Source organism: Acidovorax sp. FG42 (assembly GCF_057809195.1).
Genome location: NZ_JBMDJM010000020.1, coordinates 70,054 through 95,373, shown reverse-complemented (window position 1 = coordinate 95,373; position 25,320 = coordinate 70,054). Strand labels below are relative to the sequence as shown.

At 64.5% G+C, this 25,320-nt stretch carries 21 protein-coding genes; 5 read left to right on the top strand and 16 right to left on the bottom strand.

Annotated elements, in window-relative coordinates; all coding sequences use genetic code 11:
- Positions 1-97: 97 nt before the first annotated feature.
- Together clsB and ACODSM_RS19050 are read right to left on the bottom strand one after the other, a co-directional pair.
- A complete protein-coding gene (gene clsB / locus ACODSM_RS19055; RefSeq protein ID WP_488806539.1) occupies positions 98-1,342 on the bottom strand; it encodes a cardiolipin synthase ClsB in 1,245 nt (414 codons plus the stop codon).
- A gap of 46 nt (positions 1,343-1,388) precedes the next feature.
- On the bottom strand, positions 1,389-2,126 hold the full coding sequence (locus ACODSM_RS19050) for an endonuclease/exonuclease/phosphatase family protein (protein WP_110959685.1): 738 nt from the start codon (positions 2,124-2,126) through the stop codon (positions 1,389-1,391).
- Positions 2,127-2,482: 356 nt separating this feature from the next.
- On the opposite strand from ACODSM_RS19050, the gene ACODSM_RS19045 reads away from it, so the two are divergent.
- Complete coding sequence (locus ACODSM_RS19045) at positions 2,483-4,249, top strand: response regulator (protein WP_295937556.1); 1,767 nt, start codon at positions 2,483-2,485, stop codon at positions 4,247-4,249.
- Between the two features lie 58 nt (positions 4,250-4,307).
- Here ACODSM_RS19045 and nudB read toward each other — a convergent pair whose 3' ends face one another.
- The 14 genes from nudB to serA all read right to left on the bottom strand — a co-directional run bounded on the left by nudB (position 4,308) and on the right by serA (position 20,778).
- On the bottom strand, positions 4,308-4,781 hold the full coding sequence (gene nudB / locus ACODSM_RS19040; protein WP_488806538.1) for a dihydroneopterin triphosphate diphosphatase: 474 nt from the start codon (positions 4,779-4,781) through the stop codon (positions 4,308-4,310).
- A 20-nt stretch (positions 4,782-4,801) separates the two neighbouring features.
- Complete coding sequence (locus tag ACODSM_RS19035; protein WP_488806537.1) at positions 4,802-5,632, bottom strand: curli production assembly/transport component CsgG; 831 nt, start codon at positions 5,630-5,632, stop codon at positions 4,802-4,804.
- Positions 5,633-5,770: 138 nt separating this feature from the next.
- Positions 5,771-7,588 (bottom strand): aspartate--tRNA ligase, encoded by a 1,818-nt coding sequence (gene aspS / locus ACODSM_RS19030; protein WP_060986755.1) that lies wholly within the window; start codon positions 7,586-7,588, stop codon positions 5,771-5,773.
- A 56-nt stretch (positions 7,589-7,644) separates the two neighbouring features.
- The gene (locus tag ACODSM_RS19025) at positions 7,645-8,265 is read right to left on the bottom strand and encodes a DUF502 domain-containing protein (protein WP_015012747.1); all 621 of its coding nucleotides are present in this window, start codon (positions 8,263-8,265) and stop codon (positions 7,645-7,647) included.
- A gap of 8 nt (positions 8,266-8,273) precedes the next feature.
- Positions 8,274-8,615, bottom strand: coding sequence for an FmdB family zinc ribbon protein (locus ACODSM_RS19020; protein WP_110959688.1), 342 nt, complete (start codon positions 8,613-8,615; stop codon positions 8,274-8,276).
- Positions 8,616-8,703: 88 nt separating this feature from the next.
- Positions 8,704-10,155 (bottom strand): high affinity choline transporter 1, encoded by a 1,452-nt coding sequence (locus tag ACODSM_RS19015; protein WP_488806536.1) that lies wholly within the window; start codon positions 10,153-10,155, stop codon positions 8,704-8,706.
- Between the two features lie 166 nt (positions 10,156-10,321).
- Positions 10,322-11,887 (bottom strand): ubiquinone biosynthesis regulatory protein kinase UbiB, encoded by a 1,566-nt coding sequence (ubiB, locus tag ACODSM_RS19010; RefSeq protein ID WP_488806535.1) that lies wholly within the window; start codon positions 11,885-11,887, stop codon positions 10,322-10,324.
- Positions 11,884-12,522 carry a hypothetical protein gene (locus tag ACODSM_RS19005; RefSeq protein WP_488806534.1) on the bottom strand — a complete coding sequence of 213 codons (639 nt, stop codon included), beginning with the start codon at positions 12,520-12,522 and terminating at the stop codon, positions 11,884-11,886. The genes ubiB and ACODSM_RS19005 overlap by 4 nt, the downstream gene beginning before the upstream one ends.
- A 61-nt stretch (positions 12,523-12,583) precedes the next feature.
- On the bottom strand, positions 12,584-13,621 hold the full coding sequence (locus ACODSM_RS19000) for a Tim44 domain-containing protein (RefSeq protein WP_488806533.1): 1,038 nt from the start codon (positions 13,619-13,621) through the stop codon (positions 12,584-12,586).
- Between the two features lie 36 nt (positions 13,622-13,657).
- Positions 13,658-14,389 carry a bifunctional demethylmenaquinone methyltransferase/2-methoxy-6-polyprenyl-1,4-benzoquinol methylase UbiE gene (gene ubiE, locus ACODSM_RS18995; protein WP_488806532.1) on the bottom strand — a complete coding sequence of 244 codons (732 nt, stop codon included), beginning with the start codon at positions 14,387-14,389 and terminating at the stop codon, positions 13,658-13,660.
- 213 nt (positions 14,390-14,602) lie between these two features.
- A complete protein-coding gene (locus ACODSM_RS18990; RefSeq protein ID WP_015012741.1) occupies positions 14,603-15,025 on the bottom strand; it encodes a gamma-butyrobetaine hydroxylase family protein in 423 nt (140 codons plus the stop codon).
- A gap of 79 nt (positions 15,026-15,104) precedes the next feature.
- Entirely contained in the window at positions 15,105-15,536 is a 432-nt protein-coding gene (locus tag ACODSM_RS18985; RefSeq protein ID WP_488806531.1) for an HIT family protein, read from the bottom strand.
- Entirely contained in the window at positions 15,536-19,450 is a 3,915-nt protein-coding gene (locus tag ACODSM_RS18980) for a DUF3683 domain-containing protein (RefSeq protein WP_488806530.1), read from the bottom strand. Before ACODSM_RS18980 ends, ACODSM_RS18985 begins: the two co-directional genes overlap by 1 nt.
- Positions 19,451-19,548: 98 nt before the next feature.
- Complete coding sequence (serA, locus tag ACODSM_RS18975) at positions 19,549-20,778, bottom strand: phosphoglycerate dehydrogenase (RefSeq protein WP_488806529.1); 1,230 nt, start codon at positions 20,776-20,778, stop codon at positions 19,549-19,551.
- Between the two features lie 300 nt (positions 20,779-21,078).
- Between serA and ugpB the strand changes: the two genes are divergently transcribed.
- The 4 genes from ugpB to ACODSM_RS18955 all read left to right on the top strand — a co-directional run bounded on the left by ugpB (position 21,079) and on the right by ACODSM_RS18955 (position 25,319).
- Positions 21,079-22,392, top strand: coding sequence for a sn-glycerol-3-phosphate ABC transporter substrate-binding protein UgpB (gene ugpB, locus ACODSM_RS18970; protein ID WP_110959697.1), 1,314 nt, complete (start codon positions 21,079-21,081; stop codon positions 22,390-22,392).
- A gap of 120 nt (positions 22,393-22,512) precedes the next feature.
- The gene (ugpA, locus tag ACODSM_RS18965; RefSeq protein ID WP_015012736.1) at positions 22,513-23,394 is read left to right on the top strand and encodes a sn-glycerol-3-phosphate ABC transporter permease UgpA; all 882 of its coding nucleotides are present in this window, start codon (positions 22,513-22,515) and stop codon (positions 23,392-23,394) included.
- Between the two features lies 1 nt (position 23,395).
- Positions 23,396-24,247 (top strand): sn-glycerol-3-phosphate ABC transporter permease UgpE, encoded by an 852-nt coding sequence (gene ugpE / locus ACODSM_RS18960; RefSeq protein WP_015012735.1) that lies wholly within the window; start codon positions 23,396-23,398, stop codon positions 24,245-24,247.
- 61 nt (positions 24,248-24,308) lie between these two features.
- Positions 24,309-25,319, top strand: coding sequence for a sn-glycerol-3-phosphate import ATP-binding protein UgpC (locus ACODSM_RS18955; RefSeq protein WP_015012734.1), 1,011 nt, complete (start codon positions 24,309-24,311; stop codon positions 25,317-25,319).
- Position 25,320: the final 1 nt, after the last annotated feature.

Below are 25,320 nucleotides of genomic sequence, written 5' to 3'. Positions count from 1 at the left end.
ACACAGTTTGATCGATTACAAGGGTTTTAGGCGGCAAGCGCTAGTGCAATATGCCTGAGCAGCTATCAATAAAGTAGCGCACTCGACAAAGACGCCCTCAGTACCGCTTGCCCGTCACCCACAGCGCCAGGCGCATGAGACCAAACGCCACGCGGTCCAGCACCCGCTGGCGCAGCGGGCGGCCGGCGTAGCGCGCAGGGTCCATGCGGCGGCCCGCGTGCTGCATGGCGTGCACCAGGCGCTGGCGCAGGTCGATGGCAAAGGCGGCGTCTTCCACCACCACATTGGCCTCGCGCGCCAGCAGCAGCGAGAGCGGGTCGAGGTTGGACGAACCCACCGTGGCCCAGGGCCGGTCGCCCTGTGCATCGATAACGGCCACCTTGGCATGCAGAAAGCTGGGGGCGTACTCGTAGATCTCGACGCCGGCCTCCAGCAGCGCGCCGTACACGGGACGGGCCGCGTGGTACTGCATGAAGTATTCGTACCGTCCCTGCAACAGCAGGCGCACCCGCACACCCCGGCGTGCGGCCATCACCAGCGCGCGGCGCAGCTTGCCGCCGGGCATGAAATAGGCGTTGGCGATGATGACCTCGTGCCGCGCCGTGCCGATGGCCTTGCGGTAAGCCTTCTCGATGCGGCTGCGGTTGCGCACGTTGTCACGCAGCACCAGGGTGGCACGCACGCGGGGGCCTGCATCGGGGTCGCCACCCTGCTCCGCGTGCCGTGCGGCGCTGGCCGCGCGCAGGGCCCGCAAGGCCTCCGGCAGGCGGCGCTGGCGCGCATCGCGCACAGCCTGCATGCGCCACCAGAGCTGGTCCATGGTGTCGCTGGCCGAGGCCACCAGGCTGCCGGTGGCCCGCACCGCAAAGTCAAAACGGGGCGCCTCCAGCGTGCCGTGGTTGGGGTCGTGAAAGTCATCCAGCACATTGATGCCGCCGCAAAACAGCACCCGCCCATCCACCACGCACAGCTTGCGGTGCAGGCGCCGCCAGCGGTGCGGCAGCAGCAGCCCCAGCGGCCCCAGCGGCGAATACACGCTGCACAGCACACCGGCAGCCTGCAACTGCTCGGCCCAAGCCTTGGGCAGAGCCCCGGTGCCCACGCCATCGACCACCAGATGGGTGCGCACGCCGCGCGCTGCGGCGCGCATCAGCGCCTGGGCCACCGTGGCTCCGGCGCCGGTGAAGTCAAAGATATAGGTCTCGAACTGGATGTCCGCCATGGCAGCATCCATGGCCTCGATGAGCGCCGGGAAGAACTCCTCAGCACCTTGCAGCAGACGGACCTGGTGGTCGTCGGCAGGCCCGGCGCCCGGGGCCTGCGCAAAGGGCCTGCGCCTCATCCGGCCACCCCGCCACCGCACACACCAAGCACGCCCCGCCCGGGCCTCACAGCCGGAACTCCGCAATCAAGGGCAGATGGTCCGACATGCGCCACCAGATGCGGCCACGCGGCACCTGCAGCGACAGCGGCGTGAGCCCGCGCGCGTACACATGGTCGAGCTGCGCCAGGGGCAGGCGTGCGGGGTAGGTGAAGGTGCGGGGCGCATCCCATTCATACAGGCTAAAGCCCGCCAGCATGCGCTTGAGCAACTGCCCCCAGTCGTTGAAATCCCCTGCCACCACCAGCGGCGTGCCGGGCGGCACCTCGCGCTCGATGAAGGCCTGCAGCCGCTCGACCTGGCGGACGCGGCTGCCGGGGATGAGGCCCAGGTGCACCACGATCACGTGCACATTGCGGCCCTGCACATCCACCTCCACATGCAGCAGGCCGCGCTGCTCGAAGCGGTGGTCCGAGATGTCTTCATGCTGGTGCCCGATCACCGGCCAGCGGGTCAGCAGTGCATTGCCATGTTCGCCGTGCTTGGTGATGGCATTGGTGCGGTACACCGCCTCGTAGCCTTCCGGCGCCAGAAACTCGGCCTGCGGCAGCTCAGGCCAGCGCTGGAAATACGCCGCCTCGCGCCGGTGCAGCTTGCGCACCTCCTGCAGGCAGACGATGTCGGCATCGAGCTGCTCCACCGCCAGACCCAGGTTGTGAATCTCCAGCCGCCGCGCGGGTCCGATGCCTTGCACCCCCTTGTGGATGTTGTAGGTGGCTACGCGCAGGATGTCGTCGTGTTGCATGGTCCTAGGAGGGGTAGTTGAACGCGCTCGCCAGTGCCGCGATGGGTGCGATAGGCAAGGCGCGAGGACGCGGCGGGCTCATGCCCGCAAGGAGGAACAACGCCGCATGGCGCGCCCAGCGCGGTGCTGGCGAATGCGTAGCGTGCCCACTCGACAAGCGAACGTCAACGAAGCAGCGAGAGTCAGTATCCATGAGGCGCCCTTGAAAACGGCAAGCGGTCAATTGCCGCTCCTAGGACTGGAGATTGTGTCGCAAGCCGTGGTAGCAAGGGGTTTGCCCGACGCAGGCCTGGTGCTGCAGCGGCTTACACTGGGGGCTCCAACATTTTGAGCACGCAGGGACGGCCCCGACCCCCATGGCTACCGAGAGCGGCCCCAATCCCGCCCCACCGACCCAGGCGCTGATCGTGGACAGCAATGCCACGTCGCGCAGCATCCTGGTGGGACAGTTGCGCGAATACGGCGTGACCCGCATCGTGCAATGCTCCCGTGTGCAGGACGCGCGCGCCCGGCTGGAGCACACGGTGTTCGATTACGTGCTGTGCGACCAGTTTTTTGGCGAATCCAACTACTCGGGCCAGACCCTGCTGGATGACCTGCGGCGCGCGCAGCTGCTGCCGTTTTCCACGGTGTTCTTCATGGTCACGGCCGAGGCGTCGTATGCCGCCGTGGCCGAGGCCGCCGAGTCGGCTCTGGACGGCTACCTGCTCAAGCCCTTCACGCCCAGCGCGCTGTTCGAGCGCCTGAGCCTGGCACGTCTGCGCAAGATCCATCTCAAACCCATTTTCGACGCCATCGAGGCCGAGGACTTCGAGCAGGCCGCCGCGCTGTGTGTAGAGCGCTTTGAAGCCCGCAAGCCTTACTGGCTGTATGCCGCCCGCATCGGGTCGGAGCTGCTGCTGCGCCTGGGACGGCATGATGAGGCGCGCACCCTGTTCGAGGCCGTGATCGCCGCGCGCGCCCTGCCCTGGGCCAAGCTGGGCGTGGCCCGTGCGCAGATCGAGTCAGGACAGGCCGCGCGGGCCATCACCACCTTGCAGGAGCTGATTGGCGAGGACGCCTCGTTTGCCGACGCCTACGACGTGCTGGGCCGCGCGCAGGTGGAGATGGGCAACTTTGCACAGGCCATCGAGACCTACCGCACGGCCAGCACCCTCACGCCCGACTCGGTGGTGCGGCTGCAGAAGCTGGGGATGATGTCGTACTACATGGGCGACCGCGCCACAGCCACCAAGGTGCTGGCGCGCGCCACAGTGCTGGGCATTGACTCCAAGCTGTTCGACTACCAGTCGCTGGTGCTGCTGACGTTTGCCTATTACGCCGAAAACGACCGCAAGGGCATTGAGCGCTGCATGGCCGACTTTGCCCGCATCCTGGAGCGCCACCACAGCAGCGCACGCATCCGTCGGTTTGCGGAAGTGGCGCGCGCGCTGCAGCTCATCCAGCAGCGGCAGTTCTCGCAGGCGGTGGAGTCGGTGCGTGGCATGGCCCGCGAGATCACGTCCAGCACCTTTGACTTTGAAGCCGCCTGCAACCTGGGCAGCCTGCTGGCCGTGTTGGCCGTCACATCCATTGAGCTGCCCGAGGGTGACAGCTGGGTGCGCGCCCTGGGCATGCGCTATGCCAACACACGGGGTCTGACCGAGTTGATGGCCAATGCATGCAACCTGCATGAGCCCTACAGCGAGCTGGTGCGCGACTGCCTGCAACGGGTCAACAAGACGGCCGAAGTCGCGATGGCGCAGAGCCTGGGTGGCGACCCGGGCGGGGCTGTGCAAAACCTGCTGGCCGAGGCCGAGCGCACCCTCAACTCCAAACTGCTGGATATGGCCCAGCAGGTGCTGCTGCGCCACAGCGCGCGCATGGCCGCGCCCGAGCCGCTGCAGGCAGCCATCGACGCACTGCGTACCCGCATGGGTACGGCCCCGGCAAGGGCCATCCTGGGGCAAGACAGCGAGCGGCACCCCGGCGGCGTGGCACTGCGGGTGCGCAGCAGCGGCGACAACGCACCGGCACGCATCCCACCACCTCCGCAAGACAGCCTGGCACTGAACCCAGCACCCACTGACGAGGCCGACGACCCTGCGGCAGCCCTGCGGCTGCGGCCCCCAGAATCTCCTTGAGACCACGGCGCCTGGCACGCGGCCTTCCTCGACCACTGGCCAGTGGCTTGCCGGATTTTCAGGGGCTCACGAACCGGGGCAGCAACAGGCAAGCCTCGGCATTGGAGGCAGAAAAACACCGGTCTGCTGCCTGCTGCCAGGGCAGCCATTCATAGGCATCGTGCTCGCGCGGGCTCAGCACCACGGGTGTCCCGGGGGGCACACACAGGCCAAACACGCGCTCGCGGTTGCGCACCACGCCGGGGGCATAACGGTGCAGCCATTGGGGCCAGATGTCGTACACGTTCTCCAGCGCCCAGTCGGTCAGCAGGCAACCCGGTGCCTGGGTGTCTATGCCGGTTTCTTCGGCGACTTCACGGCGGGCCGTCTCGGCAAAGGGCTCGTCCAGCGCATCCTTGCTGCCGGTGACCGACTGCCAATGCCCTTCACCCCCGGTGCGGCGGATCAGCAGCACTTGCAGCGCAGGGGTGTGGATCACCACCAGCACCGACTCCGGAAGCTTGTACGGCCGCTGCGGCCCGGCGGTTGCCATGGCTCGGCGCCCCCCAACCTTCAGCCGCCCTTGGGACGCTGCGCTGTCGTGGTGGTGGGCACGGGCGGGGGCAGCTCCTTGGCCTGCAACGCGCGCGCCTGCACCACCAGCTGGTTGTGCGCGTCCAGAAACGCCGCGGCGATAACCTTGCCCTCGTTGGTGTTGCTCCAGCCAGCGCCTGCAGCGCCGCCCAGCTTGCCGAACACCAGGCCGCCCACCCCGAGGTCGGTGGTGCGTGCGGAGCCGGTGGCCGCTGCCACCTGCTCGGTGGTTTCGTTGTCGGACAGCAGCAAGGCCGTCTGCGCTTCCTTGAACTTGACCTGCTCCACCAGCCCGGCCAGGCCTGCGATGTCGCGCAGCACCGGGATCATGGCGATCACCCCGGCCAGGCCCCGGCCCGCATCCTGCTCGCTGAACGTGAGGCTGGGCGTGAGCGTGTACTGCGCCTCGTAGCCCTTGCCCTTGGCCACGGTGGAGTTGTTCTTGCGCAGCACACCTGCGTCCTTCAGTTCCTGCTCCTGAATCGTCCCCTTCAGGCCGGCCGCCCGGTCCACCACCCGGAAACACCCGCTCTGTTGGGCCAGCAGCTTGACCAGGGGCACCGGCGACGAAGGCAACTGGTAGCCCGAGCCCATGATGTAGCCATTGGGGTTCTCGGCCAGCGCCAGCGTGGCTACGGGCGCATCACAACGCACCAGTTCGCGGGCCGCGTTCTGCGCGCCCTGCGGCCCGGCCGAGCCCGTGACCACCGAGCCGCCCTGCCCCAGTTCGGTTTTCTTCTCGCCACATCCGGCCAGGGCGATGCAGGCGGCCGCTGCCAGCAGCCAATGGGGGCGTGTCAACAAACGCATGGAGGTACCTCTTTCAGTCCGTGCCCGGCGGTCAGTGCCCGATACGCCGCGCATGAAAAAAGCGGCCCGGGCACCAGGCCCGAGCCGCTTGTTGTGCGACGCATGGCTGCATACGCGAAGGACGTGATGCGTCCGAAATCAGGCTGCCGTCTTGACCGCGTCGGGGTTGCGCAGGCGGATGTGCAGCTCGCGCAGCTGCTTTTCGTCCACAGGGCTGGGCGCCTGCGTGAGCAGACACTGGGCGCGCTGGGTCTTGGGGAAGGCGATCACGTCGCGGATCGACTCGGCGCCGGTCATCAGCGTCACGATGCGATCCAGGCCAAAGGCCAGGCCGCCGTGAGGGGGCGCGCCGTACTGCAGCGCGTCCAGCAGGAAGCCGAACTTGAGCTGGGCTTCTTCGGGCGTGATGTTGAGGGCGTCGAACACCTTCTGCTGCACATCGGCGCGGTGGATACGGACGGAGCCGCCACCCATTTCCCAGCCGTTGAGCACCATGTCGTAGCCCTTGGAGATGCACTTCTCGGGCGCGGTGACCATCCAGTCTTCGTGGCCGTCCTTGGGGCTGGTGAAGGGGTGGTGCACCGAGTTCCAGCGCTGGTTTTCCTCGTCGTACTCGAACATCGGGAAGTCCACCACCCACAGCGGCGCCCAGCGGTCTTCAAACAGGCCGTTCTTCTTGCCGAACTCGCTGTGGCCGATCTTGATGCGCAGCGCGCCAATGGCGTCGTTGACGATCTTTTCCTTGTCGGCGCCGAAGAAGATCAGGTCGCCGTCTTGCGCACCGGTGCGCTCCAGCACCGCTTGCAGGGCGGTGTCGTGGATGTTCTTCACGATGGGCGACTGCAGGCCGTCACGGCCCTTGGCCAGCTCGTTCACGCGGATGTAGGCCAGGCCCTTGGCGCCGTAGATCTTGACGAACTCGGTGTAGGCGTCGATCTCGCCGCGGCTGATGCCGCCGTTTTCCTTGGAGCCGCCGGGAATGCGCAGGGCCACGACGCGGCCGTTCTTCATGTTGGCGGCACCCGAGAACACCTTGAAGTCCACGTCCTTCATCACGTCGGTCAGCTCGGTGAATTCGAGCTTCACACGCAGGTCCGGCTTGTCGGAGCCATACAGGCGCGCAGCGTCCTGGTAGGTCATGACGGGGAATTCGCCCAGGTCCACGCCCAGCGTGTTCTGGAACACCGTCTTGATCATGCCCTGGAACATGTCGCGGATGTCCTGCTCTTCCATGAACGATGTTTCGATATCGATCTGGGTGAATTCAGGCTGGCGGTCAGCGCGCAGGTCTTCGTCGCGGAAGCACTTGGTGATCTGGTAGTAACGGTCAAAGCCCGCCACCATCAGCAGCTGCTTGAACAGCTGGGGCGACTGGGGCAGCGCGAAGAACTGGCCGTCGTGCACGCGGCTGGGCACAAGGTAGTCACGCGCGCCTTCGGGCGTGCTCTTGGTGAGCATGGGGGTTTCGATGTCGATGAAGCCGTTGGCATCGAGGAACTTGCGCACCTCCATGGCCACCTTGTAGCGCAGCATCAGGTTGTTCTGCATGTACGGGCGGCGCAGGTCCAGCACGCGGTGCGTGAGGCGCGTGGTTTCGGACAGGTTGTCCTCGTCGATCTGGAACGGAGGCGTGACCGAAGGGTTGAGCACGTTCAGCTCATGGCACAGCACTTCGATCTGGCCGGTCTTGAGCTTGTCGTTGGTGGTGCCGGCGGGGCGAGCACGCACCACACCCTTGACCTGCACGCAGAACTCGTTGCGCACGTCTTCGGCGATCTTGAACATCTCGGCGCGGTCGGGGTCGCACACCACCTGCACGTAGCCTTCGCGGTCACGCAGGTCGATAAAGATCACGCCACCATGGTCACGGCGGCGGTTCACCCAGCCCGACAGGGTAACGGTTTGGCCCAACAGGGCTTCGGTCACAAGACCGCAATAGTGGGAACGCATGGCCATGACAAAACTTCCGGCGCCGCAGGGCGCGTTGACGTTGAAAGAGATTGCTTTTTTTCTTACTTGGGCGGGGGCAGCGTGGGGTCCGCCGGAGCCACCACACCCATGGAGACGATGTACTTGAGGGCACTGTCCACGCTCATTTCGAGCTCGACACAGTCGCTCTTGCGCACCATCACAAAATACCCACCGGTGGGATTCGGGGTGGTGGGCACGTATACGCTGACGAACTCGTCGCGCAGGTAGGCAGCCACTTCACCATTGGGAGCACCCGTGACGAACGCCACGGTCCACACCCCTTCGCGGGGCCACTGCACGAGCACGGCCTTGCGAAAGGCGTTGCCGCTCTCGGAAAACAGCGTGTCCGACACCTGCTTGACGCTGGAGTAGATGGACCGCACCACGGGAATGCGGTGCACCAGCGCATCGCCCCACTCCACAAGCTTGCGGCCCGCAAAATTGCTGGCAATGGCACCCACCACCAGCAAGATGGCCAGCGTGAGCACCACACCGAAGCCCGGGACATGCACCCCAAGCAGCTTGTCGGGCTGCCACGCGCCCGGCAGGATCTGCAGGGTCTGGTCGAGCGTGCTCACAATCCAGTTGAGCACCCAGGCCGTGATGACACCGGGCACGATGACCAGAAGGCCTGTCAACAGCCATTTGCGCAAGGCAGCCATGCAGGTCCTCAGCTCGAAGAGGAAGAAGTGCCGCTGGCACTTCCAGCGCTAGTGGTACTTGCGCTGGATGCTTCTTTTTTAGGAGCATCACCACCACTGGCAGATGCAGAAGACTCGGTCTTGGATTCCGACTTGGCTTCGGTCGCGGGAGCGGAGCTGCCCCCGCTGCCCCCCCGGAAATCCGTCACATACCAGCCCGAACCTTTGAGCTGGAATCCCGCCGCAGTGACCTGCTTGGAGAAGGCTTCAGCGCCGCAGGCGGGGCACACCGTCAGGGGTGCATCGGAGATTTTTTGCAGCACATCCTTGGCATGGCCGCAGGAGCCGCATTTGTAGGCGTAAATAGGCATGTCAGTGTGTTGAGGGAAAGTGCAAAACCCTCAATTATAGGCGGCATGCCCATCCGCAAGGCCCGCACCATGGCGCGGGCCCGGGCATTCAGCTGGCACTGCCTTGGTAGTGGGTGACGTGCCCTTTGTGATCATCGATCCACTGCGGAGCCAACGAACCCGCCAGCATGCCGACCAAAGCGGCCAGTACTCCTGCCAGTTGTTGCGGGAAAGCCTCCGACAGCATGGGGCTCGCAACGAACAGCAGCCAGACACCCAGACCCATCGCCACGGCCAGCAGGGCGCCTTGGGTGGTGGCACGTTTCCAGTACAGGCCAAACACCAGCGGCACAAAGGCACCGACCAGAGGCACCTGGTAAGCGCCCGACACCAGCTCATAGATCGAGGTGCCCTGCATGGTGATGGCATAGGTCAGCACACAGCCCGTGAACACCAGCACAGAGATACGCATTGCCTTGAGGGTCTGCTGATCGCTCATTCCCGGGCGCAGGTTGTGCAAGATGTTTTCCACGAAAGTGGTGGATGGCGCCAGCAAAGTAGCGGATGCAGTAGACATGATGGCCGACAGAAGCGCTCCAAAAAACGCCACCTGCAGCATCAATGGCATGCGCTCCATCACCAGGGTGGGCAATACCTTCTGGGGGTCTTCTTTGAGCAGCGCCTGCGCCGTTTCAGGCATCACCAAGACTGCAGCGGTGACCACAAACATCGGGATGAAGGCAAACAGCAAATACAACAGGCCGCCGATCACCGGTCCCTTGCGCGCGGTGGCAGCGCTGTTGGACGACATGACGCGCTGGAACACGTCCTGCTGAGGGATGGAGCCCAGCATCATGGTGATGGCAGCAGCGATGAAAAATGTCCATTCCTTGACGCCCCCGGTCGGGAAGAAATGGAACTTGCCCTCACGCGCCGCAAATTCGACCACCTTGCCTGCACCGCCCGCCAAATCGGCGGCATACCAGGCGATGGCCAGCAGGCCCACCCCGATGACGATCATTTGCACAAAGTCGGTCATGGCGACCGACCACATACCGCCATACAGGGTGTAAACCAGCACCACCAGCGTGCCAATGATCATGCCCATGGTGATCGACACAGCGCCTTGGGTGAGCAGGTTGAACACCAGGCCCAAGGCCGTGATCTGCGCCGCCACCCAGCCCAGGTAGCTGAACATGATGATCGCCGAGCAGGCCACTTCAATCACACGACCGTAGCGCTGGCGGTAGTAGTCGCCCAGGGTGATGAGGTTCTTTTGGTACAGCTTGTAGGCGAAAAACAGTCCCACCAACACCAGACACATGGACGCGCCAAAGGGGTCTTCCACCACGGCGCCGAGCCCTCCGTCCACAAAGCGGGCCGATACCCCCAGCACGGTTTCCGATCCGAACCACGTGGCAAACGTGGTGGCAATCACCACCGCCAGAGGCAGGCTACGTCCGGCTACCGCATAGTCAGCGGTGTTGTGCACGCGAGTGGCCGCATACAGGCCCACACCAATCGAAACCAGCAGGTACAGAACGATGAATGACAACAGCATGGCGCCGCTCCAAAACTCCAGAGGTGGTAGCGAAAAAGGCAGCGCGCGCGCAAAGTGGCTGGGGTGGTCACACTGCGGCGCCTGACGACCATGGGGCCGCAGCCCCACTTACAAACACGTTACAAAATTGCTGCGGATTATGAAGGCAACTTTTGTGCCGCAGACGCTAAAAAACCCGGATGCGCATGAATAGCTGCATGGCAAGCAGCCCCAGCACAAACCCCACACCGCCATAAATGATGGATTGCAACAGCCGGTTGGTGCGTTTTTGCGCCTCCAGCAACTCGCGCAGGGCGGGCTGGTGGTCCGCGGGGCGCTGGCGCAGGGCGTCGTAGATCAGGCGCGGCAGCTCGGGCAGCAGCTTGGCATAGTGCGGCGCCTCGGCGCGCAGCTCGCGCCACAGGCGCTGGGGGCCCATCTGTTCCAGCATCCACTTTTCGAGGAAGGGCTTGGCCGTGCTCCACAGGTCCAGGTCCGGGTCCAGCTCGCGGCCCAGGCCCTCGATATTGAGCAAGGTTTTTTGCAACAGTACCAGCTGGGGCTGGATCTCGACATGGAAGCGCCGCGAGGTCTGGAACAGGCGCATCAGCACCAGCCCGAGTGAAATCTCCTTGAGCGGGCGGTCAAAGTACGGCTCGCACACGGCGCGAATGGCCGATTCGAGATCGTTGACCCGCGTTTCGGGCGGAACCCAGCCGCTTTCGATGTGCAGCTCGGCCACGCGCTTGTAGTCGCGCCGGAAGAACGCCACAAAGTTCTGAGCCAGGTATTCCTTGTCCACCTCGGTCAGCGTGCCCACGATGCCGAAGTCCAGCGAGATGTAGCGGCCGAACGTGGCGGGCTCCAGACTCACCTGGATGTTGCCCGGGTGCATGTCGGCGTGAAAGAACCCGTCGCGAAACACTTGGGTGAAAAAGATGGTCACGCCGTCGCGCGCCAGCTTGGGGATGTCCACCCCCGCCTCACGCAAGCGCTCGATCTGGCTGATGGGCACGCCCTTCATGCGCTGCATCACCATGACCTCGGGGTGGCAGAAGTCCCAGAAAATCTCGGGGATCAGCACCAGGTCGAGCCCCGCCATGTTGCGGCGCAGCTGGGCCGCGTTGGAGGCCTCGCGCACCAGGTCCAGCTCGTCGTGCAGGTAGTTGTCGAACTCGGCCACCACCTCGCGGGGCTTGAGGCGCTTGCCGTCAGCCGACAGACTCTCCACCCAGCCCGCCATCATGCGCATGAGGCTCAGGTCCTTCTCGATCACCGGCAGCATGCCGGGGCGCAGCACCTTGACGGCCACCTCGCGCTCAATGCCCTGGCGGTCACGCACCGTGGCGAAATGCACCTGGGCGATGGACGCGCTGGCCACCGGTGTGCGGTCGAAAGAGGTGAACACCTCATCCACCGGGCGGCGGAACGCACGCTCGATGGTGGCGATGGCAATGTCGGGGTCGAACGGCGGCACGCGGTCCTGCAGGCGGGCCAGTTCGTCGGCAATGTCGGGCGGCAACAGGTCGCGGCGGGTGGACAGCACCTGGCCGAACTTGACGAAGATGGGGCCCAGGCTCTCCAGCGCCTCCCGCAGGCGCTGGCCACGCGGCGCATCCAGATTGCGCCCGATGGACACGATGCGCGAAATCATGCGCAGCCAGGGTTTGTTGAAGCTGTCGAGCAACAAGCCATCCAGGCCGAACCGGAACACCACCCACAGGATGGCAGCCCCCCGAAAGAAGCGCTTCATGCGTCGGCCCGGTCCGAACCACCCGAGGGTGACAGCGGTGCAGCCGCCGGAGCGCCGGGCGCCACCGGTGCCGTCGCAACCATCACCGAGGAAGACGCCGCGCTGGCGGCGGCCATGCGCGAACCTACAAACTGGCGCAATGTCTGGGCCGCCCGGCCGGCGAACTGCGCCAGTGTGTGTGCAGGGGCATCGCCGATCACGCGGGCCAGGTCTTCTTCCACATCCCAGCGCACATGGTCCGCCAGCCAGTTGATCTCGGCCGCCAGTTGCACGTCACCTTCAATGCGGATGGCGGGCTTGTCGCCCCGCAACGCGGCCTGGGCCAGGGTGATGGGGGAGGTGTCGGTCACTTCCAGCCGCAGGTCGGGCACCGCGGATTCGGGCGCCAGATTGAGCAGGCCTGCCGGGGTGATGACCAACGACAGGGAATAGGCCCGCCACTGCACCCGCGCGATGCGGCCTTTTTGGCGCACCAGCCGGTCCGTGGCCTCTTTTTCCTGCATCAGCACATGGTTGAGAAACAGCACCAGGCGTTGCTGCACTTCGTGGACCAGCCATTGCGGGGGCTGCGGGCCAGCGGCCAGGCGCTCGAAGAGGCCGTCCAGAAAAGGAAAAGGGGACTGTGGTGTTGCCATAGTCCCCGATTATTCCCTGAACTGGAATGCCCCTGACCCGCAGGGGCCCCATGGGCTGCGTTTACTGCAGCGCTTGCACGCCAGCCACCAGCCAGCCGGTGTTGCCGGTCTTGGGCTTGGTCATGTTCCAGACCTCCCTGAACGGGCTGGGCCCGGCCGAGGGTTCTTCGCGGATCATGCCGGAGAACTCGACGCTGGCCATGTAGCCATCGCCCAGGTCTTCGATGCCCAGCAGCTGCGCCTCGATCATCACCACATCGGTGTGGTTGGGCTGCGTGCCCCGGTGGGCTTCGCGCTCGGCCAGCTGGGTGCGGATTTCATCGAGCATGTTGTCCGTCATCATGGACCGCAGGGTGGCGATGTCCGACCGGTCCCACGCGCCTTGCAGGGTCACAAAGTTGCGCTTGGCGGCCGACAGGAAACCCTCGGTGTCGAAGTCTGCGGGCACACCCCAGTTCTGCGAGCCCGACAGGCCCGAGCCGATCACCACACCCGAGCCCACGCCACCCTGACCAGCGCGCGAGGCGTCAAACGCCATGCTGCTGCGCTCCCAGGGGCGGGCCGATGCGTCGTTGCCCACGTTGTTGGGGCTGTACTGCGGAGGCACCTGCGCAGCGGCAGGCGTTGCGGCCCCTGCGCCCTGGAAGGCGAACGGAGCGCCACCCGCCGCGTTGCCCGTGCCATTGCCGCCACCGTTGCGCGACCGCATGACCATCTTGAAGATGGCAAACGCCGCCAGCGCCAGCAGCGCAATCATCAGGATGTTGGCAAAGCCTGCGCCCAGACCCAGCGAGTGCGCCAGCCAGGCCAGACCCAGCCCCGCTGCCAGGCCGCCCAGCATGGCGCCCCAGGGCTTCTTGGCCGGTGCGGCCGGGGCTGCTGCCGGCGTAGCGGTGGCAGGCTTGGCGGCCGCCGCCGTGTTGGTCGCACTCTGTGCAGGTGCGCCCGGTGCAGCGGGCGGCGTGGCCGCCTCGCGCTGCGTCACGTTGCTGGACTGCTTGCCCACCGATTTGCCACCACCCAGTCGCCGCGCGGCGTCGGCATCGGCGTGTGCAAACGCCAGCATCGCGACCAACACCACAGACCACAGTTTCATCATGACTTCTCCGTCTCCGTTATCGACCGAGCAAACCGCTCAGCACTTGATTCCAACATGGAGGGCGACAATTCCCCCCGTCATGTTGTGATAGTCCACATGCCCAAAACCATTTTTTTGCATGAGGCTTTTGAGTTCTTCCTGCCCCGGGTGCATGCGGATGGACTCGGCCAGGTAGCTGTAGCTGGCGTCGTCGCCCGCCACCAGCTTGCCCAGCTGGGGCAGCACCTTGAATGAGTACCAGTCGTACACCTTCTCCAGCGGCTTGGCCACCTTGGAAAATTCCAGCACCAGCAGCTTGCCGCCGGGCTTGAGCACGCGGCACATCTCGGCAATGGCCTGGTCCTTGTGGGTCATGTTGCGCAGGCCAAAGGCCACGCTCACCACGTCGAAATGCGCATCGGGGAACGGCAGCTTTTCGGCGTCACAGACCAGCGTGGGCAGCACCACGCCCTCATTGATGAGCCGGTCACGGCCCACGCGCAGCATGGCTTCGTTGATGTCGGTGTGCACCACACGGCCCGAGGCGCCCACCTTCTTGGAGAACGCCAGCGCCAAGTCACCCGTGCCACCGGCAATGTCCAGCACCTGGCTGCCTTCGCGCAGGTTGGCCACCATCACGGTGTAAGCCTTCCAGGCGCGGTGCAGGCCCGCCGACATGAGGTCGTTCATCACGTCGTATTTGGAGGCCACGGAATCGAACACACCGCGCACGCGGCGTGCCTTTTCCTGCTCGTCCACCGACTGAAAACCGAAATGCGTGGTGCTCATAAGAATCATGCTAGGCGCGTGAACGCCAGAGGTACAGCGACAACCCCGCACTGAATTGGGGCATCTGTCGCAATTTGGAGAACACTATTGAAAAAAACCAACCGCTAGCGCAAGCAAATATTGCGCTGACAGCTATATTTTCAATAGCACCTTGGTGAACAGGGGCTTGTGCAGCTGAGGGTGCCTGGCACCCCGGCGCGTCTGCGCACAGCCTCAGTGGCCGCCGCAGGCATGGCCCCCTGCACCACCCTTGGGCGCCATGGGCGCGTCGCGATCGGCTCCGGCCGCAGCCAGCCGCTCGGTGTACTGCGCCCACAGTGCGTCCTGCTTCTGGCCCAGCTCGTAGAGGTAGTCCCAGGTGAAGATGCCGCTGTCGTGCCCGTCAGAGAACGTGGGCTTGACGGCATAGTTGCCCACGGGCTCCAGGTTGACCAGCGCCACATTGCGCTTGCCCGTCTGCAACACCTCTTGCCCCGGGCCGTGGCCCTGCACTTCGGCCGAGGGCGAGTACACGCGCATCAGCTCGAACGGAATGCGGAACGTGGCGCCATCCGAAAAGCCCACTTCCAGCACGCGCGACTGTTCATGCACCGTCAGGGCCTGCGGCGTGGGAGCGCCCGCTTTCAAACCTGCCATGGAATCACCTTGAGAAAACTGTTGTCAGAAACGACGGCTGCCATTGTCCCACCCGCCCCGGCACAAGCTGCCAGCCAGGTTACCGGGCGGCCCACTGCGCCAGCTGAGACTGCAGCTGCGCCTCCAGCGCGGGCAGCAGGGCCAACACGGCGGCCTCTTGTGCTGCGGGGCTGGGCCGCTGCGCTGCGGCCCATACCGGGGCAGGGAAGTGGCTGTCCCAGTCAAACCGTGCAATCACATGCCAGTGCAGGTGCGGCACCATGTTGCCCAGGGCCGCGATGTTGACCTTGGTGGGCGCCAGGTGCTGGCGCAGGGCCTGCTCCACCAGCGTCACCGCCTCCATGCAATGCACGCGGTCGGCGGCAGTCAGGTCCGAGAACTCAGCCACGTGCGCGTTCCACACCACGCGGTAGAAGGCGGGGAACCCCGCCTCCTGCGCGCGGATGACACGCAGGCGCTCGCCACGCCAGACCAATGTGCCGCCGTCTTCAGCGCACAAGGGGCAGGCCATCAGACCAGCACCCGCTCAATGCCGCCGTTGTTGGCGCGGTGTACGTACTCGGGCATCCAGTTCTCGCCCAGAATCTCGCGCGCCATCTCGACCACGATGTAGTCTGCTTCGAGCAGGCCGTTGTTCAAGTCACCCTCATAGCGGTTCAAACCCTGCAGACAGCTGGGGCAGCTGGTGAGGATCTTCACGTTGTCCTGCGGGCCCACGGCACCGCTTTCGCGCAGCTTGGCTTCGCCCTTGCGGATTTCTTCTTCCTTGCGGAAGCGCACCTGCGTGGACACGTCGGGCCGGGTCACGCCCAGCGTGCCCGACTCGCCGCAGCAGCGGTCGCTCTTGAGCACCTGTTCGCCCACCAGCGCCTTCACGGTCTTCATCGAGTCCTGCTGCTTCATGGGGTTGTGGCAGGGCTCGTGGTACAGGTAGGCGCCCTTGCCTTGCAGCTGGATGCCCTTTTCGAGCAGGTACTCGTGGATATCGATGATGCGGCTGCCCGGGAAGATCTTGTCAAACTCGTAGCCCTGCAGTTGGTCATAGCAAGTGCCACAGCTCACCACCACGGTCTTGATGTCCAGGTAGTTGAGTGTGTTGGCCACGCGGTGGAAGAGCACACGGTTGTCCGTGATCATCTTCTCGGCCTTGTCGAACTGGCCCGAGCCGCGCTGGGGGTAGCCGCAGCACAGGTAGCCGGGCGGCAACACCGTCTGCACGCCCGCGTGCCACAACATGGCCTGGGTTGCCAAGCCGACCTGCGAGAACAGGCGCTCCGAGCCACAGCCCGGGAAGTAGAACACCGCCTCCGTCTCGGCCGTGGTGGCCTGCGGGTTGCGGATGATCGGCACGTAGTCCTTGTCCTCGATGTCGAGCAGCGCACGCGCCGTCTTCTTGGGCAGGCCGCCGGGCAGCTTCTTGTTGATGAAGTGGATCACCTGCTCCTTGATCGGAGCCGTGCCCACCGTGGCTGGCGGCTTGGCCGTTTGCTTGCGGCCCACCTTGCGCAGCAGGTCCACGGCCATGCGCTGGGCCTTGAAGCCCACGTCCACCATGGCCGAGCGCATCAGCTTGATGGTGTCGGGGTTGGTGGCATTGAGCATGGTCATGGCCAGCGCGTTGCCAGGGCGGAAGGTCTTCTTGCCCATCTTGCGCAGCAGGTTGCGCATGTTCATGGTGACGTCGCCGAAGTCGATCTTCACCGGGCAAGGGCTCTCGCACTTGTGGCACACCGTGCAGTGGTCGGCCACGTCTTCAAACTCCTGCCAGTGCTTGATGCTCACGCCCCGGCGGGTCTGCTCTTCGTACAAAAACGCCTCGACCAGCAGCGAGGTCGCCAGGATCTTGTTACGCGGGCTGTACAGCAGGTTGGCGCGCGGCACGTGCGTGGAGCACACGGGCTTGCACTTGCCGCAGCGCAGGCAGTCCTTGACCGAATCGGCAATGGCGCCGATGTCGCTCTGCTGCATGATCAGCGACTCGTGGCCCATCAGCCCGAAGCTGGGCGTGTAGGCGTTGGTCAGATCGGCATGCAGCGCAGGTTTTGAAGCCGAATCGGCACCAAGCGCTAGTGGAACATGCCCTGGTTGCTCCTGATTTCGGAGCAGCTTGCCTTTATTGAAGCGGCCTTCCGGGTCCACCTTGCGCTTGTATTCGGCAAAGGGACGCAGTTCGTCGTCGGTCAAAAACTCCAGCTTGGTGATGCCAATGCCGTGTTCGCCGGAGATCACGCCATTGAGGCTGCGCGCCAGCACCATGATGCGCGCCACGGCCTCGTGCGCCGTCTGCAGCATCTCGTAGTCGTCGCTGTTGACGGGGATGTTGGTGTGCACGTTGCCGTCGCCCGCATGCATGTGCAACGCCACCCACACGCGGCCCTTGAGCACGCGCTTGTGGATGGCCACGGCCTCGTCCAGGATGGGCTTGAACGCCGCACCGGTGAAGATGCCTTGCAGCGGCGCACGCAGCTGGGTCTTCCAGCTGGCACGCAGCGTGTGGTCCTGCAGCTGGGGGAACAGGGTTTCCACATCGTGCAGCCAGCCCTGCCACAGGGCGCGCACCTCTTCGACCAGGGCGATGGCCTGGGCCACGCGGTCTTGCAGAAGCTCGGGCGAAGGCACCTCGTCGTCGGCGTCGTGCTTGCCCAGGGGCAGGTTGCCACGCTCGAAGAACTCGGTCAGCGCGTCGCACAGCTTGAGCTTGTTGCGCAGGCTCAGTTCGATGTTGATGCGCTCGATGCCGTCGGTGTACTCGGCCATGCGTGGCAGCGGGATCACCACGTCTTCGTTGATCTTGAAGGCGTTGGTGTGGCGGCTGATGGCCGCCGTCTTCTTGCGGTCGGCCCAGAACTTCTTGCGCGCATCGGCTGTGATGGCCACGAAGCCTTCGCCGCTGCGGGTGTTGGCCAGGCGCACGACCTCGCTGGTCACGCGGGCCACGTCATCGGCGTTGTCACCGGCAATGTCGCCAATCAGCACCATCTTGGGCAGGCCGCCGTTGCCCTTCTTGCTCTTGGTGGCGTAGCCCACAGCCTTCAGGTAGCGGTCATCCAGATGCTCCAGGCCCGCCAGCAGCACGCCACTGCGCTTTTGCTCGGCGAACATGAAGTCCTTGATCTCGACGATGCTGGGCACGGCGTCCTTGGCGTTGCCGAAGAACTCCAGGCATACGGTGCGCGTGTGCTCGGGCATGCGGTGCACCACCCAGCGCGCGCTGGTGATGAGGCCGTCGCAGCCTTCCTTCTGGATGCCGGGCAAGCCCGCCAGGAACTTGTCCGTCACGTCCTTGCCCAAGCCTTCTTTGCGGAAGGTGCGGCCCGGAATTTCAAGCCGCTCGGTGCGCACGGGCGTCTTGCCATCGGCCTCGAAGTACTGCAGCTCGAAGGTGGCGACCTCCACGTCATGGATCTTGCCCATGTTGTGGTCCAGGCGCGTCACCTCCAGCCACTGGGCGTCGGGCGTGACCATGCGCCAGCTGGCCAGGTTGTCCAGCGCAGTGCCCCACAGCACGGCCTTTTTGCCGCCTGCGTTCATGGCGATGTTGCCGCCAATGCACGATGCTTCGGCGCTGGTCGGGTCCACCGCAAACACAAAACCTGCGCGCTCGGCCGCATCGGCCACGCGCTGGGTGACCACGCCGGCCTCGGTCCACACCGTGCCCACTTCGCGGTCCAGGCCCGGCAGGCGGCGCATCTCCACCTCGGTCATGGCTTCGAGCTTTTCGGTGTTGATGACCACGCTCTTCCACGTCAGCGGGATCGCGCCGCCGGTGTAGCCGGTGCCGCCCCCACGGGGAATGATGGTCAGGCCCAGTTCAATACAGCCCTTGACCAGGCCCGCCATCTCGGCCTCGGTGTCGGGCGTGAGCACCACAAAGGGGTACTCGACGCGCCAGTCGGTCGCGTCGGTCACGTGGGACACGCGCGAGAGGCCGTCGAACTTGATGTTGTCCTTGGCCGTGAGGCGGCCCAGGGTTTTCTGGATCTGGCGGCGCAGCTGCGCGGCCTGCTCGAAAGTGGCGTTGAACTCGGCCACCGCACGGCGCGCGGCGACGACGAGCTCGCCCACGAGGCGGTCGCGGTCGGCGTCGTCGGCGGGGGTGCGGCGCTTTTCGATCTCGGCCAGCCGGTGGTTCAGCGCATCAACCAGCAGCTTGCGGCGGCCGGGGTTGTCCAGCAGGTCGTCCTGCAGGTAGGGGTTGCGCTGCACCACCCAGATATCGCCCAGCACCTCATACAGCATGCGGGCCGAGCGGCCCGTGCGGCGCTCTTTGCGCAATTGGTCCAGCACCTCCCAGGAGGCGGAGCCCAGCAGCCGGATCACGATCTCCCGGTCGGAGAACGAGGTGTAGTTATAGGGAATTTCTCGCAGTCGGGCAGGCTCGGCGGCCTGCGTCTGCAAGGCCGCCAGCGCGATCGGTACATTCATGGGGGTCTACCTGGGGTGGGGGCGCGATTTTAAGCCACCGGCCTACGGCTTGCCGGGCCAGGGCTGCCCGGCTGAGCCGAAGCAGCCCTGCCAGAGCCTCAGAACAGCACGCGGCTGCGCAGGGTGCCACTCACCCGGGCCAGCTTGTCCAGCGCCAGGTCGGACGAGGCAGCATCGATGTCGATCACCACATAGCCGATCTTCTCGTTGGTCTGCAGGTACTGAGCCGACACATTGATGGCGTTGTCCGAGAAGATGCGGTTGATCTCGGACAGCACCCCCGGCACGTTGCGGTGGATGTGCAGCAGACGGTGCTTGCCAGGGTGGGCGGGCAGCGCCACCTCCGGGAAGTTGACCGACGAGGTGCTGGTGCCGTTGTCGCTGTACTTCACCAGCTTCTCGGCTACCTCCAGGCCAATGTTGGCCTGCGCCTCCATGGTGGAGCCGCCGATGTGCGGGGTCAGGATCACGTTGTCCAGCCCGCGCAGGGGCGACTGGAACTCGTCCTTGTTGGTGCGCGGCTCGACCGGGAACACGTCGATGGCGGCGCCCAGCAGCTTCTTGGCCTTGAGGGCCGCAGCCAGCGCCTCAATATCCACCACCGTGCCCCGCGCGGCGTTGATGAGGATGCCGCCGGGCTTCATGGCCGCAATTTCGGCGGCGCCGATCATGCCCTCGGTAGAGGGCAGCTCGGGCACATGCAGGCTCACAATGTCGCTCTGGCCCAGCAGGTCGTGCAGGTGCTGCACCTGCCGCGCATTGCCCAGAGGCAGCTTGTTGACCACATCAAAGAAGGCCACGTGCATGCCCAGCGCCTCGGCCAGCACCGACAACTGCGTGCCGATGGAGCCATAACCCACGATGCCCAGGGTCTTGCCGCGGATTTCGTAGGCGTTGTCGGCGCTCTTGAGCCAGCCGCCCCGATGCGCCACGGCGTTCTTCTCAGGCACCCCGCGCAGCAGCAGGATGGCCTCGGCCAGCACCAGCTCGGCCACAGAGCGGGTGTTGGAGTAAGGCGCGTTGAACACCGCAATGCCCCGCTCGCGCGCCGCATTCAGGTCCACCTGGTTGGTGCCAATACAGAAGCAGCCCACTGCCACCAGCTTGTGGGCCTGGGCAAACACCTCTTCGGTGAGCTGGGTGCGCGAACGGATGCCCACAAAGTGCACATCAGCGATCTTGCGCTTGAGCTCCTCGTCCGGCAGCGCACCGGACACCGTCTCGATCTGCGTATAGCCCGCCGCCCGGATCACATCCACTGCGGAGGAGTGGATGCCTTCGAGCAGCAGAAACTTGATCTTGTTCTTGTCGAGCGAATTGGTGGCCATGGCGATGAAGGAGAAGGGGTGAAAGAAGGAAACGTCCGGCGCGCGACGGCGCGAACGAACCGAGGGTGCCCACGCAGGTGAACAGTCACCAGCATGGTGCATTGCACAAAACCTTGCAAGCCTCGGCAAATGCGCCACACCTTGTCACAAAAAGGTCACAATCGCACCCCTCACGGGTAACCCAAGGGGTTTCCCCGGTTGATGCATGCCGCGAGGTCATGCGACAACGACATATCAATGTCACAAAGGCTGCATAGCATCCGGCCCTTGTGCTTTTCGTCATCCTCGGAGGAAATATTCATGAAAACGAAGCTTCTGGCGGTCTGTGCTGCTGTTGCCATGTCGGTCTGCGTGCCTGCACAAGCGCAGGCTCCCATTGAGATCCAATGGTGGCACTCGATGAGTGCAGCGCTGGGCGACTGGGTCAATGACCTGGCCAAGCAATACAACGCCAGCCAGACCCAGTACAAAGTGGTTCCCACTTACAAGGGCCAGTATGACGAATCGATGACCGGTGCCATCGCCGCGTTCCGCGCCGGCAATGCCCCCCACATCCTGCAGGTGTTCGAAGTGGGCACCGCCACCATGATGGCCAGCAAGGGCGCCATAGTGCCTGCGGCCAAGGTGCTGAACGACGCAGGCTTCAAGTTTGAGCCCACCGAATACGTGTCCGCAGTGGCCGGCTACTACACCGCCCCCAACGGCCAGATGCTGAGCTACCCGCTCAACAGCTCCACCACCATCTTCTATTACAACAAGGACGCCTTCAAGAAGGCCGGCCTGGACGCCGACAAGCCGCCCAAGACCTGGCCCGAAGTGTTTGCTGCTGCCTCCAAGCTGAAGGCCAGCGGCCACAGCTGCCCGTTCACCACCAGCTGGGTGAGCTGGACGCAGCTGGAAAGCTTCTCGCTGTGGCACAACACGCTGTTCGCATCGAAGAACAACGGCTTTGACGGCAACGACGCCCAGCTGCAGATCAACACCCCCCTGCACGTTCGCCACTTCGAGAACCTGGCCAAGGCCTCCAAGGAAGGCAGCTTCGTCTACAAGGGCCGCAACAACACCGCCGATGCATCCTTCCCCTCCGGTGAATGCGCCATGATCACCGGCTCGTCGGGCCTGTACGCCCGCGTGGCCAAGGAAGCCAAGTTTGCCTACGGCATCTCCACCCTGCCCTACTACCCTGATGTGAAGGGCGCTCCCCAGAACACCGCCATCGGTGGTGCCAGCCTGTGGGTGATGGCCGGCAAGAAGCCCGAGGAATACAAGGGTGTGGCCAGCTTCCTGAACTTCCTGAACGACACCAAGGTGCAGGCCGCCAGCCACCAGCGCACGGGCTACCTGCCTGTGACCATGGGCGCGTACAAGCTCACCGAAGCCTCTGGTTTCTATGACAAGAACCCCGGCACCGATGTGGCCGTGACGCAGATGATCCGCAAGGCCACCGACAAGTCGCGCGGCATCCGCTTGGGCAACTTCGTGCAGATCCGCACGATCATCGACGAGGAAACCGAACAGATCTGGTCGGGTAAGAAGTCGCCCAAGGAAGCCCTGGACACCGCTGTGACCCGTGGCAACGAACAACTGGCCCGCTTCGCACGCGCCAACAAGTAAGTACGGTCCACCATCTGTCGGTGCCACCCTGCCCCACAGCAGGATGACACCGAAAGCCCGCCGCCCCGTCAACCAGCATGGTTCACGGGGCGGCGGGGTTTTCTTTTTGAGAGTTTCGTCATGGAAAAACGCGTACTTTTCCGCTCTGCATGGCTGCCCTGGGTGCTTCTGGCGCCACAGCTGGTCATCATCAGTGTGTTCTTCTTCTGGCCTGCAGGCCAGGCCCTGGTGCAGTCGTTCCAGATGCAGGACAGCTTCGGCATGTCCACCGAATGGGTGGGGCTGGACAACTTCAAGGCCCTGTTCGAGGACCCAGGCTACCTGGCATCCTTCAAGACCACGGCCTTCTTCTCGATTCTGGTGGCGGTGGTGGGCATTGGCCTGTCGCTGATCCTCGCGATCTTTGCCGACCGCATCATCAAGGGCGCCATCGTCTACAAGACCGCCCTGCTGCTGCCCTACGCCGTGGCCCCTGCGGTGGCCGGTGTGCTGTGGATGTTCATGTTCTCCCCCTCGCTGGGTGTGGTGGCGTACATGCTGCGCCAGTCGGGCTTTGACTGGAACCACATGCTCAACTCCGACCACGCGATGACGCTGATCGTGATTGCTGCGGTGTGGAAGCAGATCTCCTACAACTTCCTGTTTTTCCTCGCAGGCCTGCAGTCCATCCCCAAGTCGCTGATCGAAGCTGCCGCCATCGACGGCGCCGGCCCCTGGCGCCGGTTCTGGAGCATCCAGTTCCCGCTGCTGTCGCCCACCACCTTCTTCCTGCTGGTGATCAACGTCGTGTACGCGTTCTTCGACACCTTTGCCATCGTGGATTCGACCACGCAGGGCGGCCCCGGGCGCGACACCTCCATCCTGGTCTACAAGGTCTACCACGACGGTTTCAAGGCCATGGACATGGGCGGTTCGGCCGCGCAGTCGGTGGTGCTGATGGCCATCGTCGTGGTGCTGACGGTCATCCAATTCCGCTACGTCGAGAAGAAAGTGCAGTACTGAAATGGTTGAACGTAGTCCCTACCTCACCGCGTTCTCGCACCTCATCATGGTGCTGGGCGTGATCATCGTCGGCTTCCCGCTGTACCTGGCCTTCGTGGCCTCCACCCACACGGCGCAGGACATCGTGCAGGTGCCCATGCCCATGGTGCCCGGCAGCAACTTCTGGCAGACCTACCACGATGCGCTGTTTGGCGGCGGCTCAGGCCCCGGCTCCAGCGCCCCTGTGGCCCGCATGATGTGGGTGAGTTTCATCACCGCCATCGTCATCACCCTGGGCAAGATCGCCATCTCGCTGCTGTCGGCGTTTGCCATCGTGTACTTCCGCTTTCCCTTCAAGGGCATCTGCTTCTGGCTGATCTTCATCACGCTGATGCTGCCGGTGGAAGTGCGCATCGGGCCCACCTACCAGGTCGTGTCCAACCTGGGCATGCTCAACACCTACGCGGGCCTGACCGTGCCGCTGATCGCCTCGGCCACTGCCACCTTCCTGTTCCGGCAGTTCTTCCTCACGGTGCCCGATGAGCTGGTGGAGGCCGCACGCGTGGACGGCGCCGGCCCCATGCGCTTTTTCAAGGACATCCTGGTGCCGCTGTCGCGCACCTCGATTGCCGCGCTGTTCGTGATCCAGTTCATCTACGGCTGGAACCAGTACCTCTGGCCCTTGCTGGTGACCACCTCCGAGGACATGTACCCCGTGGTCATCGGCATCAAGCGCATGCTGGCCGGCGGCGATGCAGGCAACGAGTGGAACATCGTGATGGCCACGGCCCTGCTGGCCATGCTGCCGCCTGCCTTTGTGGTGGTGGTGATGCAGCGCTGGTTCGTCAAAGGCCTGGTGGATACCGAAAAATAGGACAAAACCCCTGCAAGCGCTTGTTCAATAAGCCCCTGTAGCTATCAAATTCATTGCACATATGGCATCCCTCTCTCTTCGCAACATCGTCAAGCGCTACGGCGTGGGCCCCAAGGCCAACCAGGTCATCCACGGCGTGAACGCCGAGATCAAGGACGGCGAGTTCGTCGTCATCGTCGGCCCCTCGGGCTGCGGCAAGTCCACCCTGCTGCGCATGGTGGCGGGCCTGGAAGAAATCTCCGGCGGCGAACTGCGCATCGGCGACCGCGTGGTCAACGACCTGGAACCCGCCCAGCGCGACATCGCCATGGTGTTCCAGAACTATGCGCTGTACCCGCACATGACGAACTACGAGAACATGGCCTATGGCCTGAAGATCGCCAAGGTGCCCAAGGAAGAAATCCAGCGCCGCGTGGACAAGGCCGCCAAGATCCTCGAACTCTCGCACTTGCTGGAGCGCAAGCCACGTGAACTGTCTGGCGGCCAACGCCAGCGCGTGGCCATGGGCCGCGCCATCGTGCGCCAGCCGCAGGTGTTCCTGTTTGACGAGCCCTTGTCCAACCTGGACGCCAAGCTGCGCGCCCAGACCCGCCTGGAGATCCAGAAGCTGCACCGCGAGCTGGGCATCACCAGCCTGTTCGTGACGCACGACCAGGTCGAGGCCATGACGCTGGCCCAGCGCATGATCGTGATGAACGCGGGCAACATGGAACAGTTCGGTACGCCCGAAGAGGTCTACCACACGCCCGCCTCCACCTTTGTGGCCAGCTTCATCGGCTCGCCCCCCATGAACCTGCTCAAGAACGCCCCGGGCGCCAAGCCGGGAACCATCCTCGGCATCCGCCCCGAGCATCTGGACGTGGGCAGCGAGGGCTGGGCCGTCACGGTCGAAACCGTGGAGCTGCTGGGTGCTGAGCGCCTGATCTACGGCCGCCTCAACGGCGAACAGATCATCGTGCGCGTGGAAGAAGGCACCCACGCGCCGCAGCCCGACGCGGTGATCCATGTGCTGCCGCGCCCCGACCGCCTGCATGCGTTCGATGCCACCACGGGCAAACGCATCCCCGGCTGAG